The following is a 20,915-nucleotide window of genomic DNA, read 5'->3' as shown; positions in this document are numbered from 1 at the left end:
AAGACCACGCAAATTCTTTCATTTCTCAGTGCAATCTGCGGAGCCGGTACAAAAACTCTCTTCCTCAGGCGGTAACCCGTCCGGCGGTTGCCAGAACGGGTCGGGCGCAACTTAGCGCTCTGGCGACACTGTTCACCGATCAGGCAGTCTTTGCTACACTGCTCGCGGCGGCAATAGCGCGTTCTGGTCGATCCGCCATGGTGGAGGCGTGGGTGCTATTTCGGCTGGCCATAGCGTGTGGTCTCATTGCGGCAACAGTCGCCGTTCAAGCATCTTTCATGTCCGCCGGGCTTGGTGTTTTTCGCAGGTTGGAAAGAGAACGTCGAGACTTCCTGCTTCGTTACCCGACGCTGGTGACCGTCGTCTGGATAATCTACCTGATCACTCCGATTGCGCTTGATGTCGTGCTCTGGGCAACCTTCTACTATCTTGCGCAAGCGCTGCCTAACTTTGATGACGCGCTCTACTTCTCGACCGTCACCTTCACGACGGTCGGCTATGGCGACATCGTTCTCGGCAAAGACTGGCGCCAGGTTGCAACTTTCGAGGCCGTCAATGGCTGGATCATTTTTGGATGGGCTACGGCACTGATGATGGCCGTGATCCAGCGTCTACATTTTCACGGAGACAGCCAGGCAGGATAGGGCCAAGACCGTGAGTGGCGGATGCCTGCGAACTCACGCCGATGGCGGCAAGAGAAACAGCGTGAGTCCGAAAATGGCATAGACCGCCAGCGCCATGACGCCGGCATACCAAGCTGCGCGCCCACCGTTGGACAAGAGCGTTGCGGCCATCGTTGCAATCAGCATCATTGCGACCGCCCCGGGCCAGAACTGCAGGGACATCGGCTCCGGACCAACAAAATAGCTGACGAGCACCAGGACCGGGGCGACGAAAAGCGCGATCTGTGCGGCGCTGCCCAATGCAATGCCGACGCTGAGGTCGAGGCGATTGGCGCGCGCCGCCGAGAAAGCGGTTGTCATTTCCGCAGCTCCGCCCACCAAGGCTACGACGATGAACCCGACGAAGGCAGGCGTCATCCCGAGACGTTGAGCAGCGACCTGTACTGAGCCGACGAAGATCTCACTGACCATCGCGACGAAAAGCGTGACGCCAACCAGCACAACGATCCCGACCGCAAGCGGCCACGGTTTCTCATCCTCGTCGACGTGGCCGCCGCTGGTGAAAAGCTCCCGGTGCGTCTTCAGGGAAAACAGCATGCCAAGTCCATAGACGGCGATGAGGAGCAGAGAGAGGCTCAAGCTCAGTTGCTGTGAGAAGGTGCCGGCGGGGACGCGGTCCACTTCGCTGATAAGGGAGGGGACCAGAATCGCGATCGTGGCAAGGAACAACAGGCTAGCCTGAAAGCGTGCGCTAACCCTGTTGAACTCCTGCAGGTGATGCTTGAGACCTCCGACGAAAAACGCACCGCCAAGCATGAACAGCGCATTGGTGACGATCGCGCCCGCAATCGACGCCTTGACCAATAGATATTGGCCTGCATGCAGGGCCGCGAGCGAAATCACGAGTTCGGTCAGATTGCCGAGCGTGGCATTGAGCAAGGCGCCGAGGGTATCGCCCAATTTCGCGGCGACGGCCTCGGTCGCGCGGCTCAGCAGTGCCGCGAGCGGCACGATCGCTGCGACCGATAGGAGGAACAGCAAGGTATGCGCCTCGGGCGATACTTGCTCTAGCAGAATGACGGCGGGGACGAAGAGGATAAACACAAGGAGAGGGGTTCGCCGAAGCTCACTCAGAGCAGCCCTTGCAGCATTGGCCGAGGATGGCGGCACAATGGAGCGTCTACCCTGGAAATCGCGCATCGGATCGTCCTCCGGCCTCAGGCGCACGCCGCAGAATGCGCCCATGAAACTGTTGCTACACCGCTTGCAGCGCATCGATGCGCATCAACCCAAGGCGAATGCGCCCCGCACCTCCTCTAATCGGCGACCACACTCGTCGTCCGGATCGAAGCGGTCGATGAACTGCACGATCGCCTCGGTGCTCGGTCGGAGATCGCGTTCGAGACGATGCAGGACAAAGACGATCATCACATTGAAAAAGGGTGTCCGTCTGCCCCGGTGCGGTGAACGGCTTGCAATTTGGTTGGCCGCAGCCGGACGCAACGATTGTTAGATCTCTGCGCTCCCTCTTTAAAGGCCCGGCAAGAATCCAATTGCCGGCGAAAACGCTCAACTCCCAAGCAAGCAGGTCACGACTGATTGTCTTGATTATTCAAATAGAATGATACGCAAAAACATGCGGCTGGCATTGATCACAATCAAAGGACATGGGACGGCCACGAGCCCGATGCGAGCCAGTTTATTTGCCGCGCCACGCATTTCGAGGGCTCTGGCTGCCATTCGGCAGGCAGCAGACCGAACTTCGGTCAGGCCGTGAAAATCACGAGGAACCCGGCTGAGGCAGTTGGCTTCTGGCTAGCCTCTTCAACTTCACGAAGGAGATGCCCACCATCCAAGTTTCTGATTTAAAAGGCCTTCGAGAAATCGAGAGACCTTTTACGTAGCGCCCCTTGTCGGCCGCTTTTCCGAAGACCTTTCGACGCCTGCACTGGCCAGGGACGGGAAAGAGAATTGGGGTGACTGACGATGCCGGCTTGGAGTTCACCGGCGTCACTTACACGCCGCAATGGCGGCCCACACAACAAAGCCGGCCCATGCTATCCGCACAGGCCGGCAAGTCGGCAAATCCGCAAAAAACAGCTTCATCGTCGCTGAAAAACACAGGCAGTTTAGGAGCGTGGGCAACTTCGAACCACGGACTTAAGTCCTACATCGATGGGTTAAAGGTCCGACGACCGTTGCTGAATAGATCCTCCAGAACATATCCCTAATCGCTTACGGAATGACGGAGGTCCCCAACTGCCGCCGTGGGCGTGCGGGAGCCCTACTGAATGTCCTTAAATCGAATACGATTTAAGGACATCCAGCCATTCAAAGCACTACAGCGTCCCTTGCGCGTCTAAGACGCGCGGCGCTGTAGAGCGACGCGAACAGTCCCTTCTGTCACCGCTTTGGGACTCCCGTAGCAAAATTCGGCTCCGGAATTTCGCTTCAATGCGCCACCTGCGATGCGGCCGACATCACCTCCTCCGGTGCCGGAGCACGGAACATATTGCTGCCGTCCGGTGTCGCTTCGGTGAAACACCAGCGCACCACCCCATCCCTGTCGAGCAGGAATTGTCCGACGAGCTGGCCCATGCCGGTCGCTATCATTCGGCTATCGTCATCCGTGATCTCATAGTCATCCGTCTTGTCGAGATATTCCGAGGCGACAATCGGGTTCATCGGTTCGGGCAATTCGCCGGGCATGTCGATGCGCATCGCCGTTACCGTCGGCATGCCAAGCTTGTGCGGCCAATCATCCTCGTTTTCGGTGAACTCCAGATTCGGCAGACCGAAGGCGCGATGCGAGATCCGTTCCGGATCGGCCGCGGCGAGAAGGTTCGGCAGGGGGTGGTAGCGGAAGTAGAGCCGCGCCCGGTCGGTCGGTGTATTCACAACCGTCAGGCTTTCGACGCCCTTTTCGTTCAACGCCCCCTTGAGCTGCGCCATGGCGGCAATGTGCCGGCGGCAAAACGGACAATGCAGGCCTCGAAACAGGCCGACCAAAACCGGCTTGCGACCGCGAAAATCGTCAATGGCGATCTTGCCCTCCCGCGTGATCGCGTCGAGCACGACGTTCGGCGCACGATCGCCGGGCTGCAATGGCCCTGTGCTGCGATATTCGACCATGATTGCTCTCCTCCCGCGACGGTACGGCGCCAGACATCTTCGCGGCAAACGATCGCGGTAATCCTTGAGTCCAGGCCGCTGTCTCGGACCGACAGGCTTCATCTGGCAGCGCGATGCCTTAGTCGAGAAACGGCAATATCACCAATGCTTCAGGATCAAGATCGTGACGCACGCAGAGGTCTCGAGCCAGTGTAAAATAGCGCTCGGCCTCGTCCAGATCTCCCGCGTCGAGGCAGAGCGCTCCAAGGCCATCATAGCATGGAAACAGGACCTGTGCTTCGCCCGTTTCGACCGCGAGATCGAGCGCCTCGCCGTAAAGGCGGCGGGCGTCGTTCGGCTGGTCGTGGCATTGGTATATCTGCCCGAGCACAAGCAGGGAAACCGGCAGATGATCGCGCTGGTCGAGAGCGCGGTCGATTTCGATCGCCTTCTCGGCAGCCGGCACTCCGTCGGCCGCACATCGGTCGGTGAAGGTACAGTAGGCGACGGCGAGATTGGTTAGCAGCCGTGCCTCGAAGCCGAGATCGCCGGCACGCCGCGCCATGTTCAGACCGCGTCGGCAGACATCGATCGCGAGCTTCGGGTCCACGATCGTATAGAGCACGCCGAGGTTCGTGTACCCGCGGCAGGCCGCCTGCATCAGGGTGGCCGCCTCGGCGACGGCAACACTCTCCTCCACCGCGGCGATCGCCTCGCGCCGGCGGCCGCGCCGCGCAAGCGCCACGCCCTTGGTGTTCAATGCCTCCGCCGTAACCAAGGCTGCCTCGCGCCGCATCTCGTCACCGGCGTCGAGCCCCAGGTCCTTGACCCGGCTCAACGCTTCGTCCGCCCACTCCGAAGCAGCAAGATAGTCGCCCATGCGGAATGCAAGATGTCCGCGCTCCTGCAGAAGCGAAGCGCTCTCCACCGGCGCATCCACCCTTGCGAGGAGAACGGCAGCTTCGGTGAAATTCGCCTGGGCCTGTTCGCGATTGCCGGCCTCCCAGAGGAGATGGCCGAGCTTGCGAAGGATCCGCGCGGAGGCCACCGGGTCGGCCGAGACGCGTTCGCAGGCGAGCAGTGAGCGATAATGCTCCTCCGCGGCACCGCGCTCACCGGCCGGGCCCAGGAGATCCGCGACGCGCTCGCGGGCGACGAACCATTCCGGCCTTTCTTCGCCCAGGGCCGCAAGGGCCGCCATGGCCTGCCGATAGTAGCGGATGGCATCCTCGTTTGCGCAGAGCTGGCGCGCCCGATCGCCGGCCGCCATCAGATACCGTGCGCCCTTGCTCCGGTCTTTCGACTGGCTGAAGTGATGGCCGAGCAGCGCCAGTTCCTCGAAGCGCTGCGGGTTCTCGCCGTAACGACGCTCCAGAGCCTCGGCGATGGCCGCATGAATTTCCGCGCGACGCTTTACGAGCAGGTTGTTGTAGACGACCTCGTGAAACAGCGACTGCATGAAACGATAGGTCTGCGACGATCGCTCGCTCCCCGCCTCTTCTATGATTTCCGTGTCGCAAAGCAGTTCCAGACCCTGGTCCACGTTGGCTGGCGCGACAGCGATGCTCTTTAGCAGGTGCGCCTCGAAGCTCGGGCCGATAACCGCGGCGCAGTGGACCAGCCGGCGCACCTCCTGCGGCAATCGGTCGATTCTCGCGAGCAGTATCGCCTCGATGCCGATCGGAATGTCGACGGTCGCTTCACCGCCGGCCACGTGCCAATGGGAATCATCGCGCCTGAGCATGTCCAGGTCGATCAAGCTGCGGACAATCTCCTCGACGAACAGCGGGTTGCCACCGGCCCGACGCAGGATCCGCTCACACAGTTCTTTGGGCAGGCCGCCTTCCCCGAACAAGGCCGAGAGGAGGCGTTGGCCATCGGGCGCGGATAGGGGTCCGAGGCGCAGGGCGGTGAGACTGGTGCGGCCGGGCGCGAGCCGGTCAGCACCGGCATCCGGGCGCTGCGTCGTCAAGAGCATCAGCGGCCTGCGATCCAGCCTGTCCAGCGCGAAACGGAGCGCCTCCAGCGATGCCGAGTCGGCCCAGTGCAGGTCCTCTATGACGAGAAGCAGCGGCGCCTGGTCGAGTCGCCGCTCCAAGATGGTCCGGATGGCGGAGAACAGCTGTCGCCGAACCTGTTCCGGAGCGACGTGCTGCAGCATTCCATCGCGATCGCCGATGCCTAGAATATGAAAGAAGAGCGGCATGAGCTGTTCGATTTCCGCGGGCGGAAAGCCGATTTCCGCGAGGCCGAGCGACAGGCCCTCCTGCGTCTGCTCCGGTGTGTCGGTCGAAGATATGCCGTAGGCGCTGCGCAGAACCTTCGCGAGCGTTCCGTAGGAGGGCTCGCCGAGTGGAGAGCATCCCGCCCGCCGCACGACGACGTGTGCGAACGATGCGTCTTCGGCAAGGCCGGCGAGAAAATCGTTGACGAGGCGCGACTTGCCGATGCCTGCTTCGCCGGTAAGCCGCACCAGTTGCGCCGTGCCGCCGCAGGCCAGCGCAAGACAGTCGCGCAAGCGGCCGATTTCCTTGTCGCGCCCGATGAGCGGCGCGCTCAGGCCGAGCGCATCAAGCCCCCGCGCCGCGCGTGGCACCTCGAGCGCCCCGGTCAGACGATGAACGTGTACGCTGCCCGCCTTGCCCCGCAAGGCGACCGCCCCAAGCGTCTCATAGGCAAAGGCATGTCGCGTGAGGCGGTGCGTCACCGGCCCGACGAGTATTTCATCCGGACCGGCCATCGATTGCAGGCGCTGCGCGGTGTTCACCGTATCTCCCGTGACCGAATAGGATTTGCTGTCGCCCGCACCGAAGGCGCCGGCGACGACAGGCCCGGTATTGACGCCGATATGGAGGTTCAGCGGCAGGCCGATCCGTTTCCGCCAGCGTTCGCCCACCTGCGCCGCCCGACGCACCATTTCCTGCGCGGCACGGAGCGCCCGTTCCGGATCGTCCTCATGCGCCACCGGCGCACCGAAGAGGGCGAGCAGCGCGTCGCCGATGAACTTGTCGACGAACCCTCCGAATGCTTCCACTGCTTCCGTCAGTTCCTCGAAGAGTTCGTTCTGCAGCGCCTGCAAAGTCTCCGGATCGACCTGTTCGCCGAGGGCGGTGAAACTGCAGAGATCGGCAAAGACGACCGTGACCGTGCGACGATCGGCGCCGCTGTCCACGCTCGAACGTGCCGGCGAAACTACCGGTAACGCCGTCCCGGAGACTTGAGGCCGCGGCAAAGGGGCGGATCGGGGCACGGACGGCGCCGAAGCACTGACCTGGGTGCCACATTGCGGGCAAAAGGCGAAATGCGGCGGACAGGAATAGCCGCAGCCGGGACACAGGATCTGCTGTTTCGCACCGCACTTCGGGCAAAACGCAAAACCGCTCTCAATTTCGTAACCGCATTCGTGACAATTCATCTCGAACGAACCCTCGAGAAAGTCCGCCATGCCCAGGAGAAGCCCCGGCCACTCGGGCATGAATGCCCGATGACAATGGACTTGTTGCATTGGCTTGGCAAGCAAACGCGGGATAAGCGGCGCGGCAATGCGCGGCGACACACGGCAATCGCATCAAGGTCCGCGGAAATAATCTGACGCAAAAGATGACGCGCGCGCAATTTTGCGCTAGTACCCTGCACCGGCGCTCCAGGATCGCCATATACGCGCAATGACTTTCGTCCGTGAAGGGAACACGTTCATGCCTGCCTATCGCTCCCGCACCACCACCCACGGCCGCAACATGGCCGGCGCCCGCGGCCTCTGGCGCGCGACGGGCATGAAGGACAGCGACTTCGGCAAACCGATTATTGCAGTGGTGAACTCGTTTACCCAATTCGTGCCGGGTCATGTGCATCTCAAGGATCTTGGCCAGCTCGTCGCCCGCGAGATCGAGGCGGCCGGCGGCGTCGCCAAGGAATTCAACACGATCGCCGTCGACGACGGCATCGCCATGGGCCATGACGGCATGCTCTATTCGCTGCCCTCGCGCGAGATCATTGCCGACAGCGTCGAGTACATGGTCAACGCGCACTGCGCCGACGCCATGGTCTGCATCTCCAACTGCGACAAGATCACCCCCGGCATGCTGATGGCGGCGCTGCGCCTCAACATCCCTGCCGTCTTCGTCTCCGGCGGTCCGATGGAAGCGGGCAAGGTCGTGCTGCACGGCAAGAAGCACGCACTCGATCTGGTCGACGCCATGGTCGCCGCCGCCGACGACAACATTTCCGATGAAGACGTCAAGGTTATCGAGCGTTCGGCCTGCCCGACCTGCGGCTCCTGCTCCGGCATGTTCACGGCGAACTCGATGAATTGTCTGACCGAGGCGCTCGGCCTTTCGCTCCCCGGCAACGGTTCGACGCTCGCCACCCATGCCGATCGCAAACGCCTCTTCGTCGAGGCCGGCCATCTGGTGGTCGATCTCGCACGCCGCTACTACGAACAGGAAGACGAGCGCGTCCTGCCGCGCGCGATCGCCTCCAAGCAGGCCTTCGAGAATGCAATGACGCTCGACATCGCCATGGGCGGCTCTACCAACACCGTGCTGCACATTCTCGCCGCGGCTTATGAGGGCGAGGTCGATTTCACCATGGACGACATCGACCGGCTGTCGCGCAAGGTGCCGTGCCTGTCGAAGGTTGCGCCCGCGAAGGCCGACGTGCATATGGAAGACGTGCACCGCGCCGGCGGCATCATGTCTATTCTCGGCGAACTCGACAAGGGCGGCCTCATCAACCGCGACTGCGTGACCGTGCACAGCGAAACGCTCGGCGACGCCATCGACCGCTGGGACATCACCCGCACGTCGAGCGAAACCGTCCGCGACTTCTACCGCGCGGCTCCCGGCGGCATTCCGACACAGGTCGCGTTCAGCCAGGACGCGCGCTGGGAGGATCTCGACACCGACCGCGAGAAGGGCGTCATCCGCTCGGTCGAGCACCCTTTCTCGAAGGATGGCGGCCTCGCCGTGCTCAAGGGCAACATCGCGCTCGACGGCTGCATCGTCAAAACGGCGGGCGTCGACGAGAGCATCCTGACGTTTTCCGGCCCTGCGCGGGTCTTCGAGAGCCAGGACGCCTCCGTCAAGGCGATTCTCGCCAACGAGATCAAGGCGGGCGACGTCGTGGTCATCCGTTATGAAGGCCCGAAGGGCGGCCCGGGCATGCAGGAGATGCTCTATCCGACGAGCTATCTGAAGTCGAAGGGCCTCGGCAAGGCTTGCGCGCTGATCACCGATGGCCGCTTCTCCGGCGGTACCTCTGGCCTCTCCATCGGCCACGTTTCGCCGGAAGCGGCGAATGGCGGCACGATCGGCCTCGTGCGCGAAGGCGACATGATCGACATCGACATCCCGAACCGCACGATCAGCTTGCGCGTCGACGAAACCGAGCTTGCCGCTCGCCGCTCCGAGCAGGACGCCAAGGGCTGGAAGCCGGCCGAGCAGCGCAAGCGCAAGGTGACGACGGCGCTCAAAGCCTATGCCGCCTTTGCGACCTCTGCCGACCGCGGCGCCGTCAGGGATCTCGGCGACCGGTGATCGGCGCAACTCGCAAACGCAAGAAGGCTCCCGTCGCGGCGGGAGCCTTTTCGTTGCGAGCCGCTTGAATCACATGTAACGGGTCTCGGCTGGCGCGTTCCACCAGTTGTTGTGCAGCCCGTCCATGTACTGGATCGGCAAGGCCGCAAGCACGGCCGGATCGACATCGTCGAGGCATGCAATGTTGATGGAGACGAAGGCGCCGCCGATCTGCTCGACATATCCATGGCCATAGGGCGCCACGCCGCAAGTCGTGCAGAACCGGTGATGACCGCTCATCGTAGCGAACTGATAGTCTCCGATGCCGGCCTCCTCGCACATCAGCCGGAAATCCTCAGGCTTCACGTTCGCGCCCCAATAGCGCGTTTTCGAGCAGTACGAGCAATTGCAACGGCTGGTCCCGGCCTCGAGATCAGCATCGACCTCGTAACGAATCCGTCCGCAATGGCAGCTCCCCTTGTAGGTCGTCTTCATCATCGTTCCTCCGCCTGAACAGCCGCAATGTCGTACCGCATGACGACACGGCGCTGCCGAGATCAGCACGATCTTCGGCGGAAAGCCATCCTTATTATCCACGGCTTTCGCGGGGGCAAGGCGGCCGCACGGCGTTGTCCCTTCTCGCGGCATGCGGGAAGAAGGTCGCGGCAGCGGGATCAAGGCAAGCCACGAAACGACCAGCCAGCCGTCAGGTGAGCGCCAGCAGATCGGCGCGCAAACGGTCCGCGCCGCCTTCACCGAGGCTCCTGTCGACCGCTTCATGCGTATCCTTCCAGATCGGCACGGCTTCCGCGAGCAAACTCCCGCCCTCCGCCGTCAGCCTCAGACGCCTGAGACGCCGGTCAGTCGAGTCGACAAAAACCTCGACGAGACCGCGACGCTCGAGCGGCTTCAGCGCCGCCGTCAGCGTCGTCCGGTCCATGGCAAGCAGGGACGCCACCGCGCTCATGCTCGGCGGTTCCGGCCGGTTGAGCGACATCATCAGTGAGAACTGCCCATTCGTTATGTCGAGCGGCCTCAACGCCTCGTCGAACTGACGGGCAAGCGCCCGGGCGGTGCGCTGCACGTGCAGGCACAGACAGGTATCCTTCACGAAAAGGGTGGTGGAAAATGGTATCGGCGGCGACTTTGACATGGCTGAGTAATGTTGATATCAACGTAATTAGTCAAGTGCTACATTTCGTGAGGAGGAAAGAGCATGAGACCGGACCATGCCGTGGTGTCACGTGAGGAGTGGCTGAAGGCGCGCAAATCGCTTCTCTCACTGGAAAAGGAACACACCCGGCTACGGGACAGGATCAATGCGGAGCGTAAGGCTCTGCCCTGGGTGAGGATGGACAAATCCTATGTCTTCGAAACCCTTGCCGGCCCCAAGACATTGCCGGAGCTTTTCGACGGGCGCAGCCAGCTGGTCGTCTATCACTTCATGCTTGGAGAGAACTGGGAAGCGGGCTGTCCAAGCTGCTCGTTTCTCGCCGACCACTTCGCCGGCATGCTGCCGCATCTAAACCACCACGACGTCATACTGATCGCGGCTTCGAACGCGCCGCTCGCCAAGATCGAAGCCTATCGCAAGCGGATGGGCTGGCATTTCCCCTGGGTATCCGCCTGGGGCAACGACTTCAACCGCGATTTCCATGTGTCCTTCACACCCGCCGAACTCGCAGGCGACAAGGTGATCTACAATTTCAGCGAGATCGACAGCGGCGACGCCTATGAAGAGCTTCCCGGTCTCAGCGCCTTCTACAAGGACGAGGACGGAACCGTCTACCATACCTATTCCACCTATGCTCGCGGCCTGGAGGAACTGGTCGGCACCTTCATGCTGCTCGATCGGGCGCCCAAGGGCCGGAATGAAGGCACGATCATGGATTTCGTGCGGCGCCACGACGAATACGAAGAAGCGCCCAGGCAAAGCGCCTGAGCTTGATATGAACGAGGAACCAATCGGCATTCCCGCGCGTTGCTACGTTTCGCGGAGTTCCAGGTTGGAGCGCCGCGTCTCGCCATGGAGGGATCAATGAAGGCGGAACCGCAGGAGGAGCACCGCTGGCTGGAACAGCTGCTCGGTGAGTGGGAAGTCATGTCGCAACCGTCAACCGACACCGGCCAGTCGCAGGCGCCATGGACGGAAAACGTCCGTTCGATGCAGGGCCTATGGTTCGTCTGCGAAGGACAAGGCACGATGCCGGACGGCCGCATCGGCCAATCGTTGATGACTCTCGGCTTCAATCCTCAGACCAACCGCTATGTCGGCACCTGGGTCGGCTCCATGATGACGCATATGTGGATCTATGACGGCGTACTCGAAGACGACGGCAAGACGCTGACGCTCGACTGTGAGGGGCCGGATTTCGACAGACCTGGCAGGTCCGCCAGATATCAGGACGTGATAACCCTCATCGACGCCGACCATCGCAGGCTGACGGCCCGTGTCCAGACCGAAGACGGGAACTGGAAGGAGATCATGGCCGCGGAATATCGCCGACGCTGACGCATGGCGCCCAGAACTATGCAGCTGCTCTGCGACAACGACATGCTTAAAAACGAGGATGCAAAGCGCGTTGCTTGAATTCATTGAACGCGACGCGGCTTAGTCGACGGCAAGCAAACCACTGTTCCGCTGCCGCGAATGGCAGCGCAATCCCCCAACAAAACCGGAGGACAGACAATGACGGGTCAGCATGGGAAATTCGTCTGGTACGAACTGATGACGACCGACACGAAGGCCGCCCGAACTTTTTACGAGAACGTGATTGGCTGGAGCGGCAGCGATGCCGGCATGCCGGGCATCGAATATACGCTGTTCTCCATGGGTGGTCAGCAGGTGGCGGGATTGATGACGATGCCCGAGGGCGCGCTCGAGATGAATATCCCGCCGGCGTGGCTCGGCTATGTCGCGGTCGATGACGTGGACGCGGCCGCCGCCAAAGTCGCCGCAGACGGCGGCAACGTCCACCGCGCTCCGGATGACATCCCTGGCGTCGGCCGCTTTGCCATCGTCACCGATCCGCATGGCGCCGTGTTCGCGCTGTTCAAGGGGACAAGCGAGGCGCCCCAGGCCCTTGAGCAGATGGCGCCTGGAAACGTCGGCTGGCACGAACTGATGGCCGGCGATCTCGATACCGCCTTCGCCTTCTATTCCAACCTGTTCGGCTGGACCAAGGACCAGGCCATGGACATGGGCGATATGGGCACCTACCAGATCTTCTCCTGGAACGGCACGCAGATCGGCGGCATGATGACCAAGCCGGAAGACATTCCCGCTCCCTATTGGCTCTATTATTTCAACGTCGAGGCGTTGGACGCCGCGATCGAGCGAGCAAAATCCGGCGGCGGGAAGATCGTCCTGGAGCCTATGGAAGTGCCCGGCGGCGCCTGGATCGTCCAATGCATAGATCCGCAGGGCGCCCTTTTTGCCCTCGTCGCACCGAAACGGTGACGGCGCAGTTTCGGACGCACGGGCCTAGAGCGCCGTGCGTTCAAACGAACGCACAAAGGACGCTCTAGCACTTGGATCTAGAGCATCTTATCCGCTTTCGGTGATTCCGCCTGAAAGCGGGATACTCTAGTCGACACGTGACTTTTTCTCATGAGCGAGGGGCATCCCGGCACGAGTGCCCCTCGCTCGATGCTCTCGGCAGTGGCCTGCCCGTGTGGGAGTCACGCTGTAACCGTCTCGACGCTGACCCGGCGATCGCTTCCCCGCTGAACCGGCTCCGGCATCATGCGGGCATACCTGGCGAGAAAATCGAGGACGGCACGGACGCGCGCGGGAAGCGCGCCACCCTGACCAAGGAACACGGCATGGATTTCTTCCAGATCGCCGGGATTTAGATCTTCCAAAACGGGAACGAGCCGTCCGACGCGAATGTCGGTGCGAACCGTGAATTCCGCAAGCCGAGCCAATCCGGTACCGGCAAGGGCGAGATGACGTAACCCCTCGCCGTCGCTTACCTGCAGCGTCCCGGAAGCCGGCATGACGATCGTTTCTCCGTCTGCTTTGATCGGCCAGCCGTCGACGGCGCGTGCGTAGCAGAAGCCGAGCCGGTTATGAGCCTTGAGCTCTTCGATGTTCGAGGGCGTCCCGTATCGGTCGAGATAGGAGGGAGCCGCCACGACCACCATTCGCGTGGCGCCGAGCTTGCGGGCAAGCAGCGCCGAATTCTTCAAAGGTCCTGATCGGATCGCGATATCGGCTCGCGCCTCCATTAGGTCGACCACCGCATCGGTCTGGACGATGTCGAGCGAGACGGCGGGAAAGCGCTCCCGGAATTCCGGCAGGAGCGGCATCAGGACATGGGTTGCAAAAGAAGCGCTCACATTCACCCGAACCCGTCCTGTCGGCATTTCGCCCCCGGCGGCACAGCGTTCGGCCTCTTCGATATCGGAGAGAATGCGGGCGGTGCGCTCGTAGAAGGCACAGCCCTCCGGCGTCAGTTGCAACCGTCGCGTGGACCTGTTGACGAGGCGGACGCCGAGCCGATCCTCAAGCCGGAGCACGAGTTTGCTGACCGCCGAAGGCGTCATGCGATAGTGGCGCGCTGCCGACGAGAAGCCGCCAAGCTCGACCGCTTTGGCGAACACTTCCATTTCCCCCGAGCGATTGACCGAGAGTCGCGACATATGACTTCAACTCACAAATGATGTTCCGAACTGCAGTCTAGCTCCAAAACGCAAGCAGCGCCATGTTCATGTCTCGATAGGTGTTGAGACAAAAAAGGAGTTGCAAAATGGAGTATCGACGGCTTGGCTCGTCCGGTTTGAAGGTTCCGGCGCTGAGCTTCGGCGCAGGCACGTTCGGCGGCAAGGGCCCGCTCTTCGGCGCCTGGGGCACGACGGACGACGCGGAAGCACGCCGGCTCGTCGACATCTGCCTCGAAGCGGGCGTCAACCTCTTCGACACGGCGGACGTCTATTCGGATGGCGCCTCGGAGGAGGTACTCGGCGCGGCGATCAAAGGCCGCCGCGGAAAGGTGATCCTTTCCACGAAAATGTCGCTTCCCATGGGTGACGGCCCGAACGACGCAGGCTCATCCCGGTCGCGTCTCGTCGGTGGCGTCGACGCGGCGCTGAAGCGTCTCGGAACCGACTATATCGACCTGATGCAATTGCACGCTTTCGACGCCGGCACGCCGATAGAGGAAGTGCTGTCGACGCTCGACGACTTGGTGCGCGCCGGCAAGCTCCGCTATGTCGGCGTCTCCAATTTCTCCGGCTGGCAATTGATGAAATCGCTCGCGCTCGCCGAGAGATACGGCTATCCCCGCTACGTCGCGAACCAGGTCTATTATTCGCTGGTTGGCCGCGACTATGAGTGGGAACTGATGCCGCTCGGCATCGATCAGGGTGTTGGGGCGCTGGTCTGGAGTCCGCTCGGTTGGGGTCGGCTGACCGGCAAGATCCGCCGCGGCGAGCCGTGGCCGGCCGGAAGCCGGTTGCATGACACCGCAACGTTCGGACCGCCGGTCGACGATGACAAGCTCTACGACATCGTCGATGTGCTCGATGCCTTGGCGGAGGAAACCGGCAGGACGGTGCCGCAGATTGCCATCAACTGGCTTCTGCAGCGGCCGACCGTTTCGAGCGTCATCATCGGCGCGCGCAATGAAGAACAACTCCGGCAGAACCTTGGCGCTGTCGGCTGGTCGCTCTCCGCCGATCAGGTGGCACGCCTCGACAAGGTCAGCGCCGCGACGGCGCCCTACCCGCATTTCCCCTATTACAGGCAGGAAGGCTTTGCCCGCATCAACCCTCCGCCGGTCTGAGAAATACGACACGGCGCAAAGGAAAGCCGGCAGCAATCGCGCTGCCGGGGTTTCGGCTTGCTTTCTTTCTTCGCATTGCACAAAATTCTCTCGAATGGCCGGCAACGGACCGGCCATCGAGGGGAAAAATCTGCATGTCGATCAAGGCCAGTGTCTACCACCTCACCCACTACACCTATGACCGACCGGTAAGGCTCACACCGCAAATCATCAGGCTGAAACCGGCGGCGCATTCCAAGACCAAGGTCATCAGCCATTCTCTGAAGGTCTCGCCTGCCAACCACTTCGTCAATCTGCAGCAGGATCCTTACGGCAACTACCTCGCCCGCTACGTCTTCCCCGATCCGGTGACGGAATTGAAGATTGAGGTCGACCTGGTCGCCGACATGACCGTCTACAATCCGTTCGATTTCTTCGTCGAGGAGGAAGCGGAGCACTGGCCTTTCCGCTATCCCGAAGACCTCAGCGAGGATTTGAAGATCTACATGGCGCCGGAGCCGATGGGGCCAAGACTTTCGGTATTCATGGAGAGCGTCGACCGATCGCGCCAGCGCACCATCGACATGGTGGTCGGCCTCAACACGCGGCTGCAGAAGGAAATCGGCTATGTCATCCGTATGGAGGCGGGTGTCCAGTCGCCGGAAGAGACACTCGGCAGTGCCAAGGGTTCGTGTCGCGATTCGAGTTGGCTGCTGGTGCAGATCCTTCGCAACCTCGGCCTTGCCGCCCGTTTCGTCTCCGGCTACCTCATTCAGCTTACGCCGGATCTGAAGGCGCTCGACGGCCCGTCCGGCACCGAATACGATTTCACCGACCTTCACGCATGGGCCGAGGTTTACCTTCCGGGTGCCGGCTGGGTCGGGCTCGATCCAACCTCCGGCCTGCTTACCGGAGAGAGCCACATTCCGCTTGCTGCCACCCCGCACTATCGAAACGCCGCGCCCATATCAGGGGAGTTCTTCGGCGATCCGGACACGAGAACCGATTTCGCCTTCGACATGAAGGTCGCCCGCGTCGCGGAGCATCCCCGCATCACCAAGCCTTTCTCCGACGAGAGCTGGGATGCGCTGAACGCGCTTGGCGACAAGGTCGACCGCGTCCTCGCCGAGAATGACGTGCGTCTGACCATGGGGGGCGAGCCGACCTTCGTCTCGGTCGACGACTTCGAATCCGACGAATGGAACACGGCCGCAGTCGGTCCGACGAAACGCGAGAAGGCGGACACGCTCATTCGCCGCCTGCGCGACCGCTTCGCGCCGGGGGGCTTCCTGCATTATGGACAGGGCAAGTGGTATCCGGGCGAAAGCCTGCCACGCTGGACCTTTTCCCTTTACTGGCGCAAGGACGGCGTACCGATCTGGCGGGAGGCTAAGCTGATCGCCGAGGAAAACGGTCGGCACCAGATCGCGGAGCGGGACGCCGAGCGCCTGCTCGTCGCGATCGCCGGCGAACTCGACGTCGATGCGGACATGGTCGTCCCCGCCTACGAGGATCCGGCCGAGTGGATCATCAAGGAGGCGAACCTTCCGGACAATGTCGATCCTTCCAATTCGAAGCTTAAGGATCCCGAGGAGCGCAGCCGCCTTGCCCGCGTCTTCGAACGCGGCCTGACGACCCCGACGGGCTATGTTCTGCCGGTGCAGGCCTGGAACGCGCGTGCTGGCGGACCACGATGGATGAGCGAGAAATGGAAGACGCGGCGCGGCCGGATTTTCCTCGTTCCCGGCGACAGCCCGGTCGGCTATCGCCTGCCCCTCGGCTCGCTGCCCTACATCGCGCCCTCCGCCTACCCCTATATCAATCCGGTGGATCCGACCGTTCCACGCGAAGACCTGCCCGATTTCAGCGAAAACCGGGGCCGGGCACAGCACTCACGCTTCCAACCGTCCGAGGAGCCGCAGACACCGCTACCGCCCCCTCGCGACGAGATCGACGGCGACGTCCGCACCGCGATCAGTGTCGAGCCACGCGACGGCCGGCTCTGCGTCTTCATGCCGCCGACAACGAGCATCGAAGAATATCTCGATCTCATCGCTTCGACCGAGCGGGCGGCCGCCTCGCTCGGCCTGCCGGTGCATATCGAGGGTTATCCGCCGCCGCAGGATGAGCGCATCAACGTCATCCGCGTTGCCCCGGATCCCGGCGTGATCGAGGTCAACATCCATCCTGCCGCTAACTGGCGGGAATGCGTCGACATCACCACGGCGATCTACGAGGAGGCCCGTCAGAGCCGGCTCGGCACCGACAAGTTCATGATCGACGGCCGCCATACGGGAACGGGCGGCGGCAACCACGTGGTCGTCGGCGGCCGCAGCCCCAACGACAGTCCTTTCCTGCGCCGGCCGGATCTGCTGAAGAGCATCGTGCTGCACTGGCAGCGCCACCCTTCGCTCTCCTATCTCTTTTCCGGCCTCTTCATCGGGCCGACCAGCCAGGCGCCGCGCATCGACGAGGCGCGCCACGATTCGCTCTACGAGCTGGAGATCGCACTTGCGCAGGTGCCGCCTCCCGGGTCCGATCGCCCTCCCCCCTTGCCGTGGCTGGTGGACCGGCTGTTCCGCAACCTGCTCGTCGACGTCACCGGCAATACCCATCGCTCTGAAATCTGCATCGACAAGCTGTTCTCTCCGGACGGCCCGACCGGGCGGCTCGGGCTGATCGAGTTCCGCGGCTTCGAGATGCCGCCGAACGCGCGCATGTCGCTCGCCCAGCAATTGCTCGTCCGCGCGCTCATCGCCCGCTTCTGGAAAAGCCCGATCGGCGGCGGCTTCGTGCGATGGGGTACGGTCCTGCACGACCGCTTCATGCTGCCGCATCATGTCTGGCAGGATTTCCTGGACGTGCTTGCCGACCTGCGCGCCCATGGCTTCGATTTGAGGTCCGAATGGTTCGAGGCCCAACTCGAATTCCGTTTCCCCTTCTGCGGCGAGGTCGAATACGAAGAGGCGAAGCTCGAGCTTCGCCAGGCCCTCGAACCGTGGCATGTGATGGGGGAGCAGGGCGCGATCGGCGGCACCGTGCGCTATGTCGATTCCTCGGTCGAGCGCTTGCAGGTGAAGCTCGAAACCGCCAACCCGGAGCGCTACACGGTCGCCTGCAATGGCCGTCCCGTGCCGCTCTCAAGGACCGGGAAAGGCGGCGTGGCCGTCGCAGGCGTCCGTTACAAGGCCTGGCAGCCCGCCTCCGGCCTGCATCCGGTGCTGCCGGTCAACACTCCCCTTACATTCGATATTTATGATACATGGTCGAATCGGGCGATCGGCGGCTGTATCTACCATGTGGCGCATCCCGGCGGGCGCAGTTATGAGACATTTCCGGTCAACGGCAACGAGGCCGAGGCGCGCCGTCTGGCGCGCTTCGAACCCTGGGGCCACACCACCGGCGGATATCGACTCCAACCCGAGAGCCCGCCGGCAGAATTTCCGCTGACGCTCGACCTGAGACGCCCGGCAGGAGTGTAGATGGCGAAGAAACAGACGGCAGAGGCGACAGAGCAGGATCGGCTCGACGGTGACCCGGTGTTCGGTTATCGCGCCCTTCCGGGTGTCGCCGACGAAATGCTCGATCCGCACGGCAATGTCCGACCGGTCTGGCAGCGGCTGCTCTCGACCCTTGGCCGTCTGGACGAAACGGATCTCGCCAACCGCTTTGCCCGCGCCGACCGCTACCTCCGCGATGCCGGTGTTTTCTATCGAGCCTATGGCGGCAGGGGGAGTTCTGAACGGAGCTGGCCGCTATCCCACATTCCCGTCCTGATCGACGAGGCGGAATGGGCGGTCGTTTCGCAAGGGCTGATCCAGCGCGCCGAACTGCTCGAACGCGTGGTCGCCGACATCTACGGCGAAAACCGGCTGGTTGAGGAAGGGCTGCTGCCCCCCGCCCTCGTCGCCTCCAATCCTGAGTTCCTGCGCCCTCTCGTCGGCGTCAAACCGGCCGACGGGCATTTCCTGCACTTCTGTTCCTTCGAGATCGGCCGCGGACCGGACGGTAACTGGTGGGTGCTTTCCGACCGGACCGAGGCTCCCTCGGGGGCCGGCTTCGCGCTGGAAAATCGCGTTGCGACGACGCGCGCCTTTTCCAACCTCTATGCCGAAACCCATGTGCACCGATTGGCGGGCTTCTTCGGCGCCTTTCGCGATACGCTCCAGGCTCGAAAACAACATCCGGACGACCGCATTGCCGTCCTCTCGCCCGGCATCGCCAACGAGACCTATTTCGAACACGCCTATATTGCCCGCTATCTTGGCTTCATGCTGCTCGAAGGCGAGGACCTGACGGTCGTCGGCGGCCGGGTCATGGTTCGCACGGTTGCCGGCCTCAAGCCTGTCGGCGTGCTCTGGCGACGCCTCGACGCCGCCTTCGCCGATCCGCTCGAACTCAATCAGTCCTCCCATATCGGCACGCCCGGGATCGTCGAGGCGCTCAGGGCCGGCTCCGTCTCGATCGTCAATGCGCTCGGCTCCGGCATCCTGGAAACGCGCGCCTTTCTCGCCTTCATGCCGGCGATCTGCCGTCACCTGCTCGGCGAGGAGCAAAAGCTGCCGTCAATCGCTACATGGTGGTGCGGACAGCAGTCCGAACGCGACAATGTCGCCGGCAATATCGAGCGCATGGTGATCGGCCCTGCCTATTCGACCCGCCCGTTTTTCGACGACAACGGACAATCCGTTCTTGGTACTTCGCTTTGCGAGGGAGGCAGCTCCGTTGCGGAGCGCCTTGGGACCGGTGGCGGCAAGCTGGTGGGTCAGGAAGTCGTCACGCTCTCGACGACGCCCGCCTGGGTGCGCGGCCGGCTGACGCCGCGGCCGATGAGCTTGCGGGTCTTTGCCGCGCGCACGCGCGACGGCTGGCAGATCATGCCTGGCGGCTTCGCGCGCATCGGCTCCGGCGACGACGTGGCTGCGATCGCGATGAAAGCGGGCGGCACGACCGCCGACGTCTGGATCGTCAGTGACAAGCCGGTCGAGCGCACGACGCTGCTCCCGGCCGAGGAAAGCTTCACGCGCAACATGCCGGGCAGCCTGCCGAGCCGCGCGGCCGACAATCTCTTCTGGCTCGGCCGTTATATCGAGCGGGCGGAAGGAGCCCTCAGAATCCTTCGCGCCTGGCACGGACGGTTCGCCGAAGCCGCCGACCCGAATATGCCGCTTCTGAAGGACGTCACCGACTATCTGGCCGCCCTCGACATCAACGCGCGCCAGCCGGTGCCCGACAGCCTGCTTGCCAATATCGACAGCGCGCTCTTCAGCGCAGGCAACATCCGCGACCGGTTTTCGCCCGATGGTTGGCTAGCTCTCAACGACCTGTCGCGGACGGCGCGAAAGTTCCACGCGACCGTGCAGGCCGGCGACGACGCTACGCATGCGATGACGATTCTGTTGCGCAAGCTCGCCGGGTTTGCCGGTCTCGTCCACGAAAACATGTATCGCTTCACCGGCTGGCGTTTCCTGTCGATCGGTCGTTACATCGAGCGCGGCCTGCACATGACCCGCCTGCTCGGGCACATGTCGGGGCCTGAGGCTCCGGACGGAGCCTATGACATGCTGCTCGAGATCGGCGACAGCGTCATGACCCACCGCCGCCGCTACAACGTCAACACCGCGGCCTTGACCGTCACCGACCTGCTCGCCCTCGATCCGCTCAATCCGCGCTCGATCCTCTATCAGTTGAACGAGATCAAGACGGAGGTCGAGCTCCTGCCGAACGCCTTCGTCAACGGCCAGATGTCTCCCTTCTACCGCGAGACGATGCGGCTTCATTCCGGCCTTGCGGTGATGACGCCGGAGGCCATGACCGCGACCGTCTACAAGCAGCTCGAACGGGACCTGGAACGGCTCTCGGATCTGCTCGCGCAAACCTATCTCGGCTGAGGGCGCGGCCTT

The 20,915-nt window shown here is 62.7% G+C and carries 14 protein-coding genes; 8 read left to right on the top strand and 6 right to left on the bottom strand.

Annotation, left to right across the window (positions count from 1 at the left end; all coding sequences use genetic code 11):
* Positions 1–197: 197 nt before the first annotated feature.
* Positions 198–644, top strand: coding sequence for a potassium channel family protein (locus tag QN224_RS12475; RefSeq protein ID WP_283976892.1), 447 nt, complete (start codon positions 198–200; stop codon positions 642–644).
* 33 nt (positions 645–677) lie between these two features.
* On the opposite strand, the gene cax is transcribed toward QN224_RS12475, so the two are convergent.
* From cax to QN224_RS12460, 3 genes are all read right to left on the bottom strand, one after another.
* Positions 678–1,823, bottom strand: coding sequence for a calcium/proton exchanger (cax, locus tag QN224_RS12470; protein ID WP_283976940.1), 1,146 nt, complete (start codon positions 1,821–1,823; stop codon positions 678–680).
* Between the two features lie 1,251 nt (positions 1,824–3,074).
* Positions 3,075–3,755 carry a peroxiredoxin-like family protein gene (locus QN224_RS12465; RefSeq protein ID WP_283976891.1) on the bottom strand — a complete coding sequence of 227 codons (681 nt, stop codon included), beginning with the start codon at positions 3,753–3,755 and terminating at the stop codon, positions 3,075–3,077.
* A gap of 118 nt (positions 3,756–3,873) precedes the next feature.
* Positions 3,874–7,149: an adenylate/guanylate cyclase domain-containing protein gene (locus QN224_RS12460; RefSeq protein ID WP_283976939.1), complete on the bottom strand. Its 3,276-nt coding sequence runs from the start codon at positions 7,147–7,149 to the stop codon at positions 3,874–3,876.
* Between the two features lie 280 nt (positions 7,150–7,429).
* Between QN224_RS12460 and ilvD the strand changes: the two genes are divergently transcribed.
* Positions 7,430–9,268 (top strand): dihydroxy-acid dehydratase, encoded by a 1,839-nt coding sequence (gene ilvD / locus QN224_RS12455; protein ID WP_283976890.1) that lies wholly within the window; start codon positions 7,430–7,432, stop codon positions 9,266–9,268.
* A gap of 69 nt (positions 9,269–9,337) precedes the next feature.
* Here the strand turns inward: ilvD and QN224_RS12450 are convergent, their stop codons facing one another.
* Both QN224_RS12450 and QN224_RS12445 read right to left on the bottom strand, forming a co-directional pair.
* On the bottom strand, positions 9,338–9,742 hold the full coding sequence (locus QN224_RS12450; protein WP_173510137.1) for a GFA family protein: 405 nt from the start codon (positions 9,740–9,742) through the stop codon (positions 9,338–9,340).
* 211 nt (positions 9,743–9,953) lie between these two features.
* Positions 9,954–10,400 (bottom strand): MarR family winged helix-turn-helix transcriptional regulator, encoded by a 447-nt coding sequence (locus QN224_RS12445; protein WP_283976889.1) that lies wholly within the window; start codon positions 10,398–10,400, stop codon positions 9,954–9,956.
* 63 nt (positions 10,401–10,463) lie between these two features.
* Here QN224_RS12445 and QN224_RS12440 point away from each other — a divergent pair, with 63 nt between their 5' ends.
* From QN224_RS12440 to QN224_RS12430, 3 genes are all read left to right on the top strand, one after another.
* Entirely contained in the window at positions 10,464–11,189 is a 726-nt protein-coding gene (locus QN224_RS12440; protein WP_283976888.1) for a thioredoxin family protein, read from the top strand.
* Between the two features lie 96 nt (positions 11,190–11,285).
* Entirely contained in the window at positions 11,286–11,759 is a 474-nt protein-coding gene (locus tag QN224_RS12435) for a DUF1579 domain-containing protein (RefSeq protein ID WP_269281340.1), read from the top strand.
* A gap of 177 nt (positions 11,760–11,936) precedes the next feature.
* Positions 11,937–12,707, top strand: a complete 771-nt coding sequence (locus QN224_RS12430) for a VOC family protein (RefSeq protein ID WP_283976887.1) — start codon at positions 11,937–11,939, stop codon at positions 12,705–12,707.
* A 221-nt stretch (positions 12,708–12,928) separates the two neighbouring features.
* Here the strand turns inward: QN224_RS12430 and QN224_RS12425 are convergent, their stop codons facing one another.
* Entirely contained in the window at positions 12,929–13,891 is a 963-nt protein-coding gene (locus tag QN224_RS12425; protein WP_283976886.1) for a LysR family transcriptional regulator, read from the bottom strand.
* A 107-nt stretch (positions 13,892–13,998) separates the two neighbouring features.
* On the opposite strand from QN224_RS12425, the gene QN224_RS12420 reads away from it, so the two are divergent.
* From QN224_RS12420 to QN224_RS12410, 3 genes are all read left to right on the top strand, one after another.
* A complete protein-coding gene (locus QN224_RS12420) occupies positions 13,999–15,033 on the top strand; it encodes an aldo/keto reductase (protein WP_283976885.1) in 1,035 nt (344 codons plus the stop codon).
* 134 nt (positions 15,034–15,167) lie between these two features.
* Positions 15,168–18,494: a transglutaminase family protein gene (locus QN224_RS12415; RefSeq protein ID WP_283976884.1), complete on the top strand. Its 3,327-nt coding sequence runs from the start codon at positions 15,168–15,170 to the stop codon at positions 18,492–18,494.
* The gene (locus QN224_RS12410; RefSeq protein ID WP_283976883.1) at positions 18,495–20,903 is read left to right on the top strand and encodes a circularly permuted type 2 ATP-grasp protein; all 2,409 of its coding nucleotides are present in this window, start codon (positions 18,495–18,497) and stop codon (positions 20,901–20,903) included. It begins immediately after the preceding gene.
* The last annotated feature ends 12 nt before the right edge of the window (positions 20,904–20,915 follow it).

This window comes from Sinorhizobium sp. 7-81 (assembly GCF_030124405.1).
GTDB classification, from domain to species: Bacteria; Pseudomonadota; Alphaproteobacteria; order Rhizobiales; family Rhizobiaceae; genus Sinorhizobium; species Sinorhizobium psoraleae.
Note: the sequence above shows the minus strand (reverse complement) of the source record. Positions and strands in the feature narration are given on the sequence as shown.

Excerpts from the sequence above, each read along its gene's own strand:
- QN224_RS12475 (WP_283976892.1), top strand. The coding sequence starts at position 198 with ATGGTGGAGGCGTGGGTGCTATTTCGGCTGGCCATAGCGTGTGGTCTC.
- cax (WP_283976940.1), bottom strand. The coding sequence starts at position 1,823 with ATGCGCGATTTCCAGGGTAGACGCTCCATTGTGCCGCCATCCTCGGCC.
- QN224_RS12465 (WP_283976891.1), bottom strand. The coding sequence starts at position 3,755 with ATGGTCGAATATCGCAGCACAGGGCCATTGCAGCCCGGCGATCGTGCG.
- QN224_RS12460 (WP_283976939.1), bottom strand. The coding sequence starts at position 7,149 with ATGAATTGTCACGAATGCGGTTACGAAATTGAGAGCGGTTTTGCGTTT.
- ilvD (WP_283976890.1), top strand. The coding sequence starts at position 7,430 with ATGCCTGCCTATCGCTCCCGCACCACCACCCACGGCCGCAACATGGCC.
- QN224_RS12450 (WP_173510137.1), bottom strand. The coding sequence starts at position 9,742 with ATGAAGACGACCTACAAGGGGAGCTGCCATTGCGGACGGATTCGTTAC.
- QN224_RS12445 (WP_283976889.1), bottom strand. The coding sequence starts at position 10,400 with ATGTCAAAGTCGCCGCCGATACCATTTTCCACCACCCTTTTCGTGAAG.
- QN224_RS12440 (WP_283976888.1), top strand. The coding sequence starts at position 10,464 with ATGAGACCGGACCATGCCGTGGTGTCACGTGAGGAGTGGCTGAAGGCG.
- QN224_RS12435 (WP_269281340.1), top strand. The coding sequence starts at position 11,286 with ATGAAGGCGGAACCGCAGGAGGAGCACCGCTGGCTGGAACAGCTGCTC.
- QN224_RS12430 (WP_283976887.1), top strand. The coding sequence starts at position 11,937 with ATGACGGGTCAGCATGGGAAATTCGTCTGGTACGAACTGATGACGACC.
- QN224_RS12425 (WP_283976886.1), bottom strand. The coding sequence starts at position 13,891 with ATGTCGCGACTCTCGGTCAATCGCTCGGGGGAAATGGAAGTGTTCGCC.
- QN224_RS12420 (WP_283976885.1), top strand. The coding sequence starts at position 13,999 with ATGGAGTATCGACGGCTTGGCTCGTCCGGTTTGAAGGTTCCGGCGCTG.
- QN224_RS12415 (WP_283976884.1), top strand. The coding sequence starts at position 15,168 with ATGTCGATCAAGGCCAGTGTCTACCACCTCACCCACTACACCTATGAC.
- QN224_RS12410 (WP_283976883.1), top strand. The coding sequence starts at position 18,495 with ATGGCGAAGAAACAGACGGCAGAGGCGACAGAGCAGGATCGGCTCGAC.